Source organism: Enterobacter sp. MEB024, assembly GCF_030209635.1.
GTDB classification, from domain to species: domain Bacteria; phylum Pseudomonadota; class Gammaproteobacteria; order Enterobacterales; family Enterobacteriaceae; genus Enterobacter; species Enterobacter ludwigii.
In genome coordinates this window covers 111,625-126,073 of the sequence record NZ_JARVRQ010000005.1, presented here as the reverse complement: position 1 = coordinate 126,073, position 14,449 = coordinate 111,625, and the positions used below count along the sequence as shown (strand labels likewise).

12 protein-coding genes are annotated in these 14,449 nt (G+C 56.6%); 5 read left to right on the top strand and 7 right to left on the bottom strand.

Translation table 11 applies throughout. The features are described 5' to 3' along the window. Nucleotides 1–153 precede the first annotated feature (153 nt). On the top strand, nucleotides 154–1,629 hold the full coding sequence (locus tag QRN24_RS10195; protein WP_014171619.1) for a TrkH family potassium uptake protein: 1,476 nt from the start codon (nucleotides 154–156) through the stop codon (nucleotides 1,627–1,629). A gap of 33 nt (nucleotides 1,630–1,662) precedes the next feature. Here the strand turns inward: QRN24_RS10195 and ftsP are convergent, their stop codons facing one another. The 4 genes from ftsP to QRN24_RS10175 all read right to left on the bottom strand — a co-directional run bounded on the left by ftsP (nucleotide 1,663) and on the right by QRN24_RS10175 (nucleotide 6,815). Then, nucleotides 1,663–3,075, bottom strand: a complete 1,413-nt coding sequence (gene ftsP / locus QRN24_RS10190; protein ID WP_284942678.1) for a cell division protein FtsP — start codon at nucleotides 3,073–3,075, stop codon at nucleotides 1,663–1,665. Between the two features lie 59 nt (nucleotides 3,076–3,134). Next, nucleotides 3,135–3,872 carry a 1-acylglycerol-3-phosphate O-acyltransferase gene (plsC, locus tag QRN24_RS10185; protein ID WP_020883654.1) on the bottom strand — a complete coding sequence of 246 codons (738 nt, stop codon included), beginning with the start codon at nucleotides 3,870–3,872 and terminating at the stop codon, nucleotides 3,135–3,137. A gap of 164 nt (nucleotides 3,873–4,036) precedes the next feature. Then, nucleotides 4,037–6,295 carry a DNA topoisomerase IV subunit A gene (parC, locus tag QRN24_RS10180; protein WP_049023314.1) on the bottom strand — a complete coding sequence of 753 codons (2,259 nt, stop codon included), beginning with the start codon at nucleotides 6,293–6,295 and terminating at the stop codon, nucleotides 4,037–4,039. A 118-nt stretch (nucleotides 6,296–6,413) separates the two neighbouring features. Next, nucleotides 6,414–6,815 carry a YgiW/YdeI family stress tolerance OB fold protein gene (locus tag QRN24_RS10175; RefSeq protein ID WP_223398745.1) on the bottom strand — a complete coding sequence of 134 codons (402 nt, stop codon included), beginning with the start codon at nucleotides 6,813–6,815 and terminating at the stop codon, nucleotides 6,414–6,416. Between the two features lie 138 nt (nucleotides 6,816–6,953). Here QRN24_RS10175 and qseB point away from each other — a divergent pair, with 138 nt between their 5' ends. From qseB to QRN24_RS10155, 4 genes are all read left to right on the top strand, one after another. Beyond that, the gene (gene qseB, locus QRN24_RS10170) at nucleotides 6,954–7,613 is read left to right on the top strand and encodes a quorum sensing response regulator transcription factor QseB (RefSeq protein WP_020883652.1); all 660 of its coding nucleotides are present in this window, start codon (nucleotides 6,954–6,956) and stop codon (nucleotides 7,611–7,613) included. Further along, entirely contained in the window at nucleotides 7,610–8,959 is a 1,350-nt protein-coding gene (qseC, locus tag QRN24_RS10165) for a quorum sensing histidine kinase QseC (protein ID WP_014171625.1), read from the top strand. The genes qseB and qseC overlap by 4 nt, the downstream gene beginning before the upstream one ends. 105 nt (nucleotides 8,960–9,064) lie before the next feature. Beyond that, the gene (locus QRN24_RS10160) at nucleotides 9,065–9,646 is read left to right on the top strand and encodes an NAD(P)H-dependent oxidoreductase (protein ID WP_014171626.1); all 582 of its coding nucleotides are present in this window, start codon (nucleotides 9,065–9,067) and stop codon (nucleotides 9,644–9,646) included. Nucleotides 9,647–9,676: 30 nt separating this feature from the next. Next, entirely contained in the window at nucleotides 9,677–9,991 is a 315-nt protein-coding gene (locus QRN24_RS10155; RefSeq protein WP_014171627.1) for a putative quinol monooxygenase, read from the top strand. A gap of 58 nt (nucleotides 9,992–10,049) precedes the next feature. On the opposite strand, the gene QRN24_RS10150 is transcribed toward QRN24_RS10155, so the two are convergent. Genes QRN24_RS10150 through QRN24_RS10140 form a run of 3 tightly spaced genes read right to left on the bottom strand, consistent with a single transcriptional unit; the run spans nucleotide 10,050 to nucleotide 14,377 of the window. Then, nucleotides 10,050–11,237 (bottom strand): glycoside hydrolase family 88 protein, encoded by a 1,188-nt coding sequence (locus QRN24_RS10150; protein WP_020883650.1) that lies wholly within the window; start codon nucleotides 11,235–11,237, stop codon nucleotides 10,050–10,052. 27 nt (nucleotides 11,238–11,264) lie between these two features. Further along, nucleotides 11,265–12,530: an oligosaccharide MFS transporter gene (locus QRN24_RS10145; RefSeq protein ID WP_025203155.1), complete on the bottom strand. Its 1,266-nt coding sequence runs from the start codon at nucleotides 12,528–12,530 to the stop codon at nucleotides 11,265–11,267. A 32-nt stretch (nucleotides 12,531–12,562) separates the two neighbouring features. Further along, nucleotides 12,563–14,377 (bottom strand): DUF2264 domain-containing protein, encoded by a 1,815-nt coding sequence (locus QRN24_RS10140; RefSeq protein ID WP_284942677.1) that lies wholly within the window; start codon nucleotides 14,375–14,377, stop codon nucleotides 12,563–12,565. Nucleotides 14,378–14,449: the final 72 nt, after the last annotated feature.

Here is a 14,449-nt window from a genome sequence, read left to right as displayed (position 1 = left end):
TTAGTCCGCCGGATTTGAAGAAAAGGATGCAAGAAGTAAACAGAAAATCCTGGAAGCCGTTAAAATACAGCGCACTGTTAATTTTGGATCATAATATCCACTCTATCTTGCGGTAATCAGTTACCGGGATGCATTCTGGCACGGAGTTTCTTTGTGAAGTTCAACGATTCGTTACATGTGTCCCAGCTGCGGGTTGTGCTTCACCTCTGCGGTTTTCTGGTTCTTCTGTACAGCCTGTCCATGCTGCCGCCGATGGTTATCGCCCTGCTGAATAAAGAGCGAACCTACTTTGCTTTTTTAACCACCTTTTTGACCTTTTTCACCCTTGGCGGACTCACCTGGCGGGCAACACGTCATTCCGGTATACAGCTGCGCACCCGTGACGGTTTCGTGATTATCGTTCTGTTCTGGCTGCTGTTTTCATTGATTAGCGCCATGCCGTTATGGATGGATGACGGTCTGCAACTCTCCTTTTCCGATGCGCTCTTTGAAGGGGTCTCAGGGATCACCACCACCGGGGCGACGGTGATTGGGGACGTCAGTGCCCTGCCGAAATCGTACCTTTATTACCGCGCTCAGCTCAATTTCATTGGCGGATTAGGGGTCATCGTACTGGCCGTCGCGGTCCTGCCGCTGCTCGGTATCGGTGGCATGAAGCTGTATCAGTCGGAAATGCCAGGGCCGTTTAAGGAGGAACGCCTGACGCCCCGACTCGCCGATACCGCGCGCACGCTGTGGGTAACCTATCTGGCGCTGGGACTGGTCTGCACGCTGGCGTACTGGCTGGCGGGCATGCCCTTTTTTGACGCCGTCTGTCACGGGCTTTCCACCGTCTCATTGGGTGGGTTTTCAACCCGAAGTGAGAGCATCGGGTTTTACGACAGCCACGCGATTGAGCTTGTCGCCGGGGCTTTTTCACTGCTTTCCGCGTTTAACTTTACCCTCTGGTATGTCGTCATCGCGCGCCGCACGCTGAAACCGATTCGGCGCAGCCCGGAGGTGAAGTTCTTTCTTGGTGCCGCCACCGTCATTATCGCCATCACCGCCTGGCAGGTGTGGCACGCGGGGATGTACAACGGTACCGACAGCCTGGTACATGCCTTCTTTCTGGCCAGCTCCATGATGACCGACAACGGTCTTTCGACGGCCGATTACGCTCACTGGCCTCCCCACACCATTTTCCTGCTGTTGAGCGCCAGCTTTTTTGGCGGCTGCGTCGGCTCTACCTGCGGCGGGATCAAAGCGCTGCGTTTTCTCATCATGTTTAAGCAGTGTATTCAGGAGATGAATCAACTCGCGCATCCGCGCGCGCTGCTGAGCATTAAGGTCGGCAAAAGCGTCGTGAATGAACGCGTTCTGCGCTCGGTGTGGAGCTTCTTTTTTCTCTACGTGATGATAACGGGCTTTTTCGTCTGGGCGCTGAACCTGCTGGGATACGATCTGTTCACGTCATTTGCCACCGTTGCGGCCTGCATTAACAATATGGGGCTGGGGTTCGGCGAAACGGCGTCAACCTTCGGGACGCTAAAAGACGAGGCCAAGCTGTTGATGTGTGCGGCGATGATTATGGGGCGTCTGGAAATTTATCCGGTGCTGATCCTGTGCTCACGCTTTTTCTGGCGGGCATAAGAATTCCCGGCGAACCGGGAATCGTATCGTGGTTTAGGGTGCCGGGTTGACCAGCATCTGGCCGACGGATCCCCTGTCCATCATCTCCAGCGTCTGGCTGTGGAACAGGAACGGGAAGTGCGGCCACGAAGGCTGTCCGTAGTAGACCAGCAGTTCGACCTGCCCATCCACCCAGACGGTATCCTTCCAGCTCCTGTCTTCGGGGAACGGCATCGCGCCATTGACGTTGCGGATCAGGAAACTCACCCCTTCGATATGGAACGACTGCGGCATGTCCGAGCGAACCGTCCAGCGCTCCCAGGTACCCTGCTGCGCGGTAATATCGATACGGTTAACGTCCCACAGCGTGCCGTTGATCCCCGGATCGTCGCCCAGGCTGATATCGCGGCTGCGCACCGGCGAACCGCTCATGATCTCCTGCGGTAGCAGGCGCATCGGCAGGCTGTCGGTCACCAGCGGCAGCAGGCCGGTAGGACGCAGGGTTAGCACCAGGGTGGAGACCAGAATACTCGACGGCTCAAAGAAACCGCGAATGCGGTCCACAATGCTGGCCGCTTCGCCACAGGTGATCGACACCTCATCACCATTGGTCATATCAATAAGGATTTCGCGGCGTTCGCCTGGCGACAGCGCCAGCTGCTTCACGGAAACCGGGGCCGGTAAAAAGCCCTGGTCGCCGGAGATGACGTGTAGCGCACGGCCATCGCTCATTTGCAGCTGGTAGCGGCGCGAGTTAGAGGCATTCAGCAGACGCAGACGTACCCATCCGCGCGACACTTCGACATACGGACTTTGCGCGCCGTTAACCAGCAGCGTATCGCCAACGAAGCCACCGCTGCCCGGCTCGCTGTATTCCGGCGTGCCGAAATTATCCAGCCGTTTGTCCTGAATAATGACCGGAAAATCATCCACGCCATAGTGGTTCGGGATTGGCAGGGATTTACTGATTTCATCTTCCACCAGCCACATGCCGGCCAGGCCGTTATACACCTGCTGGGCCGTGCGGTTAGGGGTATTGGCATGATACCAGAGCGTCGCCGCGCTCTGACGAATCGGCAGAACGGGCGCCCAGTCAGCGTTAGGCGACATCATGCGCGCCGCGCCGCCAAGCAGCGGGCCAGGCACCTGTAAGCCACTGATGGTCATGGCGACATTTTCTGTCGTACGGTTACTGTAGATCAGCTTAACGTCATCGCCATTCCACACGCGTATGGTCGGCCCAAGGTAACGCCCGTTAATGCCCCACACCGGCGCACGCGTGCCCTGGGTAAAGGACCAGTGGCTGCGCTGTAGCGTCAGGAAAAGCGGCTGCCCGCGACGGGATTCTATTAACGGCGGAATGGGCAGCGGCTGTTGCTGCCCGGCGGCGTTGGCTGTCAGCGGCAGCGCACCCGCACAAAGGGCGATCCCGGAAGCCTGAATAAACTGACGCCGACTGAATGACATATAAGCTCCATCTGAAACGACTAACAACGCGGGAATTCGTTTTCCCTTTTAACGCCGGCTTACTTCTTACCGGCGGCTTCTCTCTCTGCGACTTCTTTGTCGAGCAGCGCAATATGCTGAGCCATCAGTTCACGGCAGTGTGCTGCCAGCTCGCGAACCTGATCTTTACCGTATTTGCTGGTATCCACCGGCGGCAGCATTTCGACAATCACCAGCCCGTTATTCAGGCGGTTAAGATTAATCTTATTAGAAGTATTGGAAACACACACAGGAATAATTGGAACACCTGCCGCAATTGCAGCATGAAACGCACCGGTTTTGAACGGCAGCAGGCCACGGCCACGGCTGCGCGTCCCTTCCGGGAACATCCATATTGAGATCCTGCGCTTTTTGAAGTGATTAACCACTTCAGCAATAGTGCTGTGCGCTTTCGCGCGGTTGTTACGGTCAATCAGCAGGTTACCGGTCAGCCAGTACAGCTGGCCGAAAAAAGGGATCCACAGCAGGCTCTTTTTGCCCACGGTCACGGTCGGTGGCAGAACAATGTTGGAGGCCGTCACCATATCGTAGTTGTTCTGATGGTTAGCGATAAAGATGGCGTTACCGAAGTTCTCAGCCCCTTCCGGCAGGCGTTTTTCAACCTTCAGGCCAAACAGCGGCGCAAGGCGGCCGAACATATGGCCAAAGGTGGCGACATGTTTCGGATTGCGCGGACTGAACAGGCAATAAATAGAGCCGAAAATACAGACCAGAATGCAGTAAATAATGGTAAGAATTAAACGAACAATGAATAGCATAGCGACCTCTGAAGCCCTGACAGCTGACAATTATACTTCACCTGTGGCCAGGTAAGGACTTTATTACGAGCGCGTATTGTTAATCGCAACGCACGAATTAACAACGATTTTACGGGAAATTTTATTGAAATTCCCCCTCCGGAACAGAGGGGGAGATAACGGCGTTACTCTTCGCTGTCGCCCGCGGTAGTGCGCGCAGGAGAGTCAATCTCCACGCGGTCAATACGCTGCAGGCCGCGCATCAGCGAGCCGCGTCGACCGCGCTCGCCCACCACTTTCTGCAACTCTTCCGGACGAAGCTTGATTTTACGTTTGCCGACATGAATGGTCAGCGTGCTCTGCGGCGGCAGAATAAAGAGGTGCGCCAGACCATCTACCCCTTTCGCCGCTTCCGCTGACGGGATGCTGATGATCTTGTTGCCCTTGCCTTTTGACAATTCCGGCAGGTCGCTGACCGGGAACATCAGCATACGCCCGGCGGCAGTGATCGCCAGCAGCATATCGCTGTCGTTTTCCACCACCAGCGGCGGCATCACATGCGCGTTGTCAGGCAGGCTGATCAGCGCCTTACCGGCACGGTTGCGGGAAACAAGATCGTTAAAGGTACAGATAAAGCCGTACCCCGCGTCAGACGCCAGCAGCAGTTTCTGGTCATCGGCTTCCATCAGCATATGGTCAACCGTCGCACCCGGCGGCAGCGTCAGCTTACCGGTAAGCGGTTCGCCCTGTCCGCGGGCAGAAGGCAGCGTGATCGGGTCGATGGCGTAGCTGCGCCCCGTCGAGTCGATAAAGGCGACCGGCTGGTTGCTCTTACCTTTCACGGCGGCTTTAAAGCTATCGCCCGCCTTGTAGCTCAACCCTGGCGCGTCGATATCGTGACCTTTAGCACTGCGCACCCAGCCGCTCTGAGACAGCACAATGGTGACCGGCTCTGATGGCTGCATGTCGTGCTCATTCATCGCCTTCGCTTCTTCGCGCTCATGCAGCGGAGAACGACGGTCGTCACCGAATGCATCGGCGTCAGCCTGCAGCTCTTTCTTGAGCAGGTTGTTCATTTTGCGTTCGGACGCGAGGATCGCCTGCAGCTGATCGCGCTCTTTTTCCAGTTCGTTCTGCTCACCGCGGATCTTCATCTCTTCGAGTTTGGCGAGATGACGCAGTTTCAGCTCAAGGATTGCTTCGGCCTGGGTTTCACTGATGCCAAAGCGCGACATCAGCGCCGGCTTCGGCTCGTCCTCGGAACGGATTATCTCAATAACTTCGTCGATATTGAGGAACGCCACCAGCAAACCTTCAAGGATGTGCAGGCGTTTAAGCACTTTTTCCAGTCGATAGTTCAGACGGCGGCGAACGGTATCGCGGCGGAACGTCAGCCATTCGCTCAGGATCTCCAGCAGGTTTTTCACTGCCGGACGACCGTCGAGGCCGATCATGTTCAGGTTGATGCGGTAGCTTTTTTCCAGATCGGTGGTGGCAAACAGGTGGTTCATCACCTGCTCCATGTCCACGCGGTTGGAACGCGGCACGATCACCAGACGCGTCGGGTTTTCGTGGTCGGATTCGTCGCGCAGATCATCCACCATCGGCAGCTTTTTATTGCGCATCTGGGAGGCAATCTGCTCCAGCACTTTCGCGCCGGAGACCTGGTGCGGCAGCGCGGTGATGACCACTGCGCCGTCCTCTTTGGTCCACACCGCACGCATGCGCACGGAGCCGCGGCCGTTCTGGTAGATTTTGCGGATTTCCGCGCGCGAGGTGATGATTTCGGCCTCGGTCGGGTAGTCCGGCCCCTGCACGATATCCAGCAGATCGTCCAGCGTGGTTTTCGGCTGTTCAATCAGGGTGATGGCGGCTTTCGCCACTTCACGCAGGTTGTGCGGCGGAATGTCCGTCGCCATACCCACCGCGATACCGGTAGTGCCGTTCAGCAGGATGTTCGGCAGACGCGCAGGCAGCATTTTCGGCTCCTGCATCGTACCGTCGAAGTTTGGCACCCAGTCCACGGTTCCCTGACCCAGCTCGCCCAGCAGCACTTCAGCGTAGCGGGAGAGACGGGATTCGGTATAACGCATCGCTGCGAAGGATTTCGGATCGTCCGGCGCCCCCCAGTTCCCCTGACCATCCACCAGCGGATAACGGTAAGAGAACGGCTGTGCCATCAGCACCATCGCTTCATAACAGGCGCTGTCGCCGTGCGGATGGTATTTACCCAGTACGTCACCGACGGTACGGGCGGATTTTTTGAACTTGGCGGTCGCATTCAGCCCCAGCTCGGACATCGCATAGACGATGCGGCGCTGAACGGGCTTCAGGCCATCCCCGATAAACGGCAACGCCCTGTCCATGATGACGTACATGGAGTAGTTAAGGTAGGCGTTTTCCGTGAATTCATGTAGCGCGAGGCGCTCTGCCATATCGCTCATTATGTGTGATTCCTCAACTCAGAAACCGAAAGGTTTCAGGCAATATTGCCGCAGATACTACCTTATCTGGCGTGTTGAGTCACAAAGAAAAAGGGCCGCATCCGCGGCCCTTTCGGGGTTATTTGTTCAGTTTGATAACCTGCTTCACGTCGATTTCAAAATCGTTCCACTCTTTATCGACTTTACCCTGGATTTCCACCTTATCCTGCGGGGTTACGGTCACGCCGTTCCAGCGCTTGTGGTCAATCTCCACGTTAACCGTACCGGTCTCATCGCGGAAGGTGTAGCGGTCATCAGACAGGCGCTGAGTGATGTTCCCGCGCAGCTTCACCCAGCTGTCGTCCTTCATGTCCTTCACTTTCACCGCGTTGGTGAGATTCGCGTCATTATCGACAAAACCGCCCGCCTGCGTCTGGGCCTGGGTTTGTGCGGCAGAGGGGCCGTTAAATCCGCCCTGTGCAGCAAAAACAGGGGCAGTGGTCATCATCATGATGGCGGCAATCGCAGCGAATTTTTTCATATTAACTCTCCCTTTAATGTGGTTTCGCAGTCCATTTAACAGGGTAAACCTTAACAACTTCTTAAGGGAAAAATTTATTTATTATTACTGTACAGCAGGCTGATGCAGAGGGTTTACTGACGTTATCAAGGAGGGAACATGCGCATTTTACTGGTTGAAGACGACAAGTTGATCGGCGATGGCATCAAGGCGGGTTTAAGCAAAATGGGCTTTAGCGTGGACTGGTTCACCGACGGAAAAACCGGCCAGACCGCACTTCATTCTGCACCGTATGATGCCGTAGTGCTGGATCTGACGCTGCCGGAAATCGACGGACTGGAGATTCTGCGCGCCTGGCGCGAAAGCGGACGCCGCGAGCCGGTATTGATTCTGACGGCGCGGGATGCGTTGAACCAGCGTGTCGAAGGGCTGCGTCTGGGGGCGGATGATTACCTGTGCAAGCCCTTTGCACTGATCGAAGTGGCTGCCCGCCTTGAGGCGCTGGTGCGCCGAAGCCACGGCCAGACCCGCAGCGAGTTGCACCACGGAAAGGTCACGCTCGATCCCTCCAGTCTCGTGGCCACGCTGGACGGCGAAACGCTGACGCTCAAGCCGAAAGAGTTCGCCCTGCTGGAGCTGCTGATGCGTAACGCGGGCCGCGTGCTGCCGCGCAAGCTGATCGAGGAAAAGCTCTACACCTGGGACGACGACGTCTCCAGCAACGCCGTTGAAGTCCACGTCCACCATCTTCGTCGTAAACTGGGCAGCGAATTTATCCGCACCGTGCACGGTATCGGCTATACCCTGGGTGACGCATGAAACTGACCCAACGCCTGAGCCTGAAGCTGCGCCTGACGCTCCTCTTTTTAGTGCTGTCGCTGACGGCGTGGTTTGCCGCAAGCCTGGTCGCCTGGCAGCAGACCACCCACACGCTGGATAAGCTGTTCGATACGCAGCAGATGCTGTTTGCCAAACGGCTGTTGACCATGGATCTGGATGAGATCCGGGCCCCCGAACGGATGCGTGAGATCCCCAAAAAAGCGAAGCATGGTCGTCTGGATGACGACGCGCTGGCCTTCGCCATCTACGCCACCGACGGCAAGATGATGTTAAATGACGGCGAAAACGGGCGGGACATTCCGTACCACTATCGCCGCGACGGGTTTGATAATGGACGGCTACAGGGCGACAACGACGAGTGGCGTTTTTTATGGCTCACCTCACCCGACGGGAAGTACCGCGTGGTGGTCGGCCAGGAGTGGGAGTATCGCCAGGAGATGGCGGTAGATGTGGTCAGCTCCCAGTTGACCCCGTGGCTGGTGGCGCTGCCCCTGATGCTGCTGTTGCTGATCGTTCTGCTGAGCCGGGAGCTGAAACCGTTAAAAAAACTGGCGCAGACCCTGCGCTCCCGCTCACCGGATGCCACCGACGCGCTCCCGACTCAGGGGGTTCCCACTGAGGTGCGCCCGCTGCTCGACTCGCTGAACCATCTGTTCACGCGAACCCAGGAGATGATGACCCGCGAGCGTCGTTTTACCTCAGATGCCGCGCACGAGCTACGCAGCCCTCTCGCGGCCCTGAAGGTGCAAACCGACGTGGCGCAACTGTATCAGGACGATCCGCAGGCGCAGCAAAAAGCGCTGGCGCAGCTGCATGCGGGTATCGATCGCGCATCCCGGCTGGTGGATCAGCTCCTTACGCTGTCGCGTCTGGACTCGCTGGATAACCTCGACGATATCGAACCGATCGTGATGGCCGATCTCCTGCAGTCGGCGGTGCTGGATATCTGGCATCCGGCACAGCAGGCCGGGATTGATATTCGCCTGAACATTCATGCCCCGCAGGTCACACGTCAGGGCCAGCCGCTGCTGCTGAGCCTGCTGGTGCGTAACCTGCTGGACAACGCCGTGCGTTATAGCCCGCATGGCAGCGTGGTGGACGTCACGCTGGACACCCGGCGTTTTACCGTGCGTGACACCGGCCCCGGCGTTTCCACCGATGCGCTGGCGCGTATTGGCGAGCGTTTTTATCGCCCACCGGGACAGGATGCAACGGGTAGCGGCCTGGGGTTATCTATCGTCAGGCGCATTGCCGCCCTGCATGGTATGCGCGTCGCGCTGGGCAATGCGGCAGAAGGCGGCTTCGAAGTGAAGGTCAGCTGGTAAGGGATTATTGCGTTTAATGCAAAAGACTTTGCACATTTTGCTCATTTAACCGCATCGCTCGCGCGCGTAGAATCCTCGCCATACTTTCATCTTCGAGGACACCTCATGAGCAACATTCTGATTATCAACGGTGCAAAAGAATTTGCGCACTCTAAAGGCCAGCTGAATGACACCCTGACCGAGGTCGCGGACGGTTTTCTGCGCGACGCCGGGCATGATGTTAAGGTCGTGCGCGCGGACAGCGATTACGATGTCAACGCGGAAGTGCAGAACTTCCTGTGGGCTGACGTGATTATCTGGCAGATGCCTGGCTGGTGGATGGGCGCCCCCTGGACCGTGAAAAAATACATGGATGATGTCTTCACCGAAGGCCATGGCGCACTGTACGCCAGCGACGGTCGCACCCGCTCCGACGCATCCAAAAAATACGGTTCTGGCGGCCTGATTCAGGGCAAAAAATATATGCTGTCCCTGACCTGGAACGCACCGCTGGAAGCGTTCACCGAGAAAGATCAGTTCTTCGAAGGGGTGGGCGTTGACGGCGCGTATTTGCCGTTCCACAAAGCTAACCAGTTCCTCGGAATGACGCCGCTGCCAACCTTTATCGTTAACGACGTCATCAAAATGCCTGACGTCCCGCGCTATATCGCAGAATATCGCAAGCATCTCGCGGAAATTTTTGCTTAACTGGTAACCTGGAATTAGAAGGAGTTAACCATGCTTACTGTTATTGCTGAAATCCGTACTCGTCCAGGCCAACATCACCGCCAGGCGGTGCTGGATGAGTTCGTGAAAATTATCCCCACTGTACTGAAGGAAGAAGGCTGCCACGGTTACGCGCCGATGGTCGACGCCACCACCACCGCCAGCTTCCAGGCTACTGCCCCAGACTCGATCATTATGATTGAGCAGTGGGAAACCGTGGCCCATCTTGAAGCCCACCTGCAGACCGCGCACATGAAAGCGTGGAGCGACGCGGTGAAGGGCGATGTGCTGGAAACGCATATCCGCATTCTGGAGCAAGGGGTGTAAGTTTACCCTGTTCCTGATTCCTGCCCTCCCCCTTCCGGGAGAGGGTCAGGGAGGCATATTACCAGTACAACTTCCAGCTTTGGGTAAACCTGACCAACGCCTCCACGTAGAAGTAGTCCCCCCAGCTCGCGCACTCGTCCACGCCTTTATTGCTTGCCAGATGATAAACGGAGTGCTTCAGCAGCCCAGTGCCCTTCTCATCTTTGCCCATCAGGTAGTGTTTCGTCAGTGACGACATCATTCCTTTTGCCCATTCAGAATACCGCTCGCGATCCGGATCGGTCACCGGCAGGTGCTTCACCAGCTCCAGCAGGCCACATACCGCAATCGCCGCCGAGGACGCGTCGCGTAGCGCATCCGTGCCGACCAGCGCCAGGTCCCAGTGGCAGACGTAATCTTCCGGCAGACGGTTGAGGAAGTAGTTCGCCAGCCGTTTCGACAGGGCAATCATCGTCGCATCACCGGTATAGATGTAGCTCAACAGGAAGCCGTAAATTCCCCACGCCTGCCCGCGTGACCAGCAGGAGTCATCGGCATAGCCTTGCTGAGTATTGCCGTAGCGCGGCGCGCCGGTGTGCACATCCATATAGTAGGTGTGGAACGTTGAGGCATCTTCACGGATAAGGTACCTCGCTGCCTGCATCACATGTGCTTTGGCGGCATCGGCAAAGCGCGGATCGCCCGTCTGTTCGCTCGCCCAGTAGAGCAGCGGCAGGTTCATATTGCAGTCGATAATCATCCGCCCGGCCTGTTCCGGGTCAGCCAGATCGCCCCACGCCTGAATAATTTTTGCCTTCTCGTGGAAGCGCTCCAGCAGCGCCTCTGCCGCCAGCAGCGAGAAGCCACGCGCCTCACGGTTACCGGTCAGTCGCCAGGCCGCCACGCAGGAGAGCGTATACAAAAATCCCAGATCGTGGGTGTTAGTGTCGTGGCGCCCGGCGATACGCAGGCCAAACGAGCGCACATGTTTTTCCGCCATCGCGCGGAATTTCGCTTCGCCGCTCATCTCCCACGCCAGCCACAGCTGCCCGGTCCAGAAGCTGGTGGTCCACTCCACGTTGTCGGTCAGCGGATAAAAACCCTGCTGGCAGGTTTCCGCCGGGAACTGCTCACCAAACGCCGTTAAATGGCGGCTAATCAGCGCAAGGACATGGTCGCGCGCTGAACTCAGTTCATCGCGGAATACGCGCGAATCAACGGGCACGGGGATAGCGGGCAGGCGTTCCTCTGCGATACGACTTAACATATTTCGGTTCCTTCTTTGACGGCTTAATTATCGTGATGAGGGTTCTGCTACGTTCAGCGCGCGGGGGCCGCGCCATTTACTCTGGCAGGCAGATAACGTAAAGGCAGAAATAAACGTGAAGATCAGCGCCGTGGCGCCCATGATGATATAGGTGTTCTCGAAACCGATGCGGTCATACATATAGCCAGCAGGCGACGAGACCACGACATTGCCGACGTACAGCATCGCCTGATATCCCAGCAAATACATGGTGGCGTTAACGCGCTTATCGAAATGTTCGGCAATATATTTAAAGACGGAGACCAGCAGCAGACAAATTTCCAGACCGTACAGCGGCTTAAGAATGGAAATTAACAGATGTGAATCACACAGACCGGAAATAATCAGACGCGCACCGACCACCAGCCCGACAATTAACAGCCCACGTTTGGCGCCAATAGCGTTCACCAGCAGCGGGATCACCATATACATGACAAACTCCATTCCCGACTGCACGGTCCCCAGATAACCAAACACCGCATTGCCCTGGTGAATATCATCAAAGAAGGTCACGAAATAGCGCGAAAACTGCTGCTCGGCGATAAACATCATCCACGCCACACCGGCCACGTACAGACAGAAGGCCCAGAATTTACGGTTACGCAGCAGCGCGTAAACGTCTGACGGGGCAATTTTCTCTTTCGTCAGCACTTCGCCGGCATGTGCGGAGTTAGTGTTCACTTTCAGGCTCAACAGGACAATCAGCATCACCACCGATGCCACGCTGCCCATAATAAAGTTATACGCTGGGGAGAGATTAAACAGCAGGCCGGAGAAGGAGGACGCCACTGCCCAGCCAAGGGAGCCCCACATCCGGATCTGACCAAACTCCATACCGTTTAAACGGCTAAACCGGTCAGAATAGGATTCGCACGCCGCCACGCCCGCATACCAGGCAAAGCTTAAATAGAGTGCGCCAATAATAATCCCCAGCAGCGTGTTGGACATTAACAGCGGCTGATAAACATAAATAAAGAACGGCGCCATCAGGGCAGACATTGCCACCACAAAATAGAGCAGGTATTTGCTCATGCCGATCTTATCGAGAATATAGCCATAGATGGGCTTCAGAATGACGGAGAAAATCCCGTTCACCGCAAATACGGTACCAATCACCGAACCACTGAGGTTCGCTTTCTGGCCTAACCAGATAGCCAGCAGGCCAATACTGGCAGACCAGGTAAAGAAATAGAGAAATATAAAACTGCTGATTTTGTAATATTCAGTTCTGTTTGTTGTAGCGGTCTTTTTCATATCATCCTCGCCGACGTGTAGGGTCAGAGTTTTTATAATGAGAACGACAGCTGTCGCTCACTGCCGGGCTCGCGGATAACAACCCGGTTCTCGCTGATATTCAGTTGTGGGACTGCCATAACCGGCTGGCTTTCGCCGGCGACGGCGGCACAACAGAGCCAGCTCTCCCCCTGCGCAAGCGTGGTTTTCAACAGCGGAATGGCAGCGCATTCCGGGAACATAATGCTGCTGTTCGGCGGTGTGACGATGCTGTCCGGTTCACGGTTAACCACCGGAGAGAGATCGACCAGCACGCTGGTGCCGTTACCGGCGACAAGCCAGCATCCGTTCTCACGGATCTGCGGTTCGGTGTTCATCACCGCAAAACCGCCCTCCGCCGTATTCAGTCGACGGGCGCTGTTGATACGGTGCAGGCGCAGGTGCCACTCACCAAACGGCACTTGCCAGGTTTCGATATGGACGTCATGCCACGGAAACCAGCGTGAGTAGAGATAATCTTCAGTGATCCGCACCGCTTCACATTCGCGGCGACCGCGGAAATAGTTATCTCCGTCTGCCAGCAGCAGCATAGAGTCGCAGGCGGCATGTTTCAGGCCAAACCGTCCGCGCTCAATCGTGAAACCAAAGCGGCTGGAGTAGGCAAATTTGGTGTATTTGGCTTCCGTATTCACGTAGTTATTCAGCTCAAGCTGCCCGGCGGTAAGCAGGGTGACGTGCTGCGACTGACCGGCATGCATCAGGATCTGCTGTGCATGCGGGATGACGCGTTTTTCCGCAAGCGCGGGCAGCGGCTGTTCTTCAGCCTGCCAGAACGGATGGTCCTCCGGCATCGCCAGAATCAGGTAGGTTTTCAGCGCCCAGTATGGCGAGCCGGGGGCGTTATAGTCCTCACACATCGCCAGGTTCGGATAAGCAAAACCGAGGGTCAGAATGCCGTCCCGATCGGTGATGGGCTGTTGCTGCCACCAGCGCAGATGGCGCAGCACGATGCCCTTCACAATCCCCGGGGTGAACACCTCCAGACCGGAAAAGGCGACCGCACTCCAGAAGGCGACCATTGCAAAGCGATAGGTCAGACTGCGACCAAACGGTACCGAGGCACCGTCGGCGGCTGACCAGTAGATAAAGTCTTCGGCGAACAGGCGCGAACGCGCTCGCAGCACCTGCGCCCTCTCCTCGTCACCGCTCAGGGTGGCGTAAATCAGGCCGTAGAAATGGAATGCCATCGAGATGTAATAATCTTTCGGCCGCCCCGGCCCGTCGGAATACCAGCCATCGCCCAGATAATAGGCCTCCATCATCGCAAACCGTCGGTCAATCGCCGTCTGGTCATACGGCAACCCGGCGCGCTTAAAACCGAGCTGCACCATAATGGCAAAGTAGTTCCAGTTGCTGTCCGGCATTTGCGCATGGGCGATCTGGTTGAGCCATGCGTGCAGGTTCATGACCTCGCGCCCGGTGAAGTGCGCGGTGAGTTTATCCCCTAGCAGGGCAAGCCCCAGACCGTAGGCAGCCATTTCGACCAGACGCTGATCGTAGGGGCCGGTTTCGCCCCAGTAACCGTCACTGTGCGGATCGGTTCCAAGTTTGATCGCGGTAAGGTATTTTTCGCAAAAGGGGCTGGCATCGCCGGATGCCAGCAGCGGAAACAGCCCCCATAACGCACGTGAGAGTCCCTCCATCTGCGCGATATCCGTGCTGTAGTGCGCACAGGTTTCGCCCAGCGAAAATCGTGAACTGCCCGGCGCAAACGATTTATCCAGCGCACTCAACAGGGTATTCAATGACGCCACGATATCCTGGCGTGAAGACAACGGATTTGATTTTTCTTTATTTGCCGCCCACATACGCTCACCCTCGTAATCAACTGCGGCAAAGCATAGTGAATCCACACGGGGCAGAAATGTTAGCCATGTCAC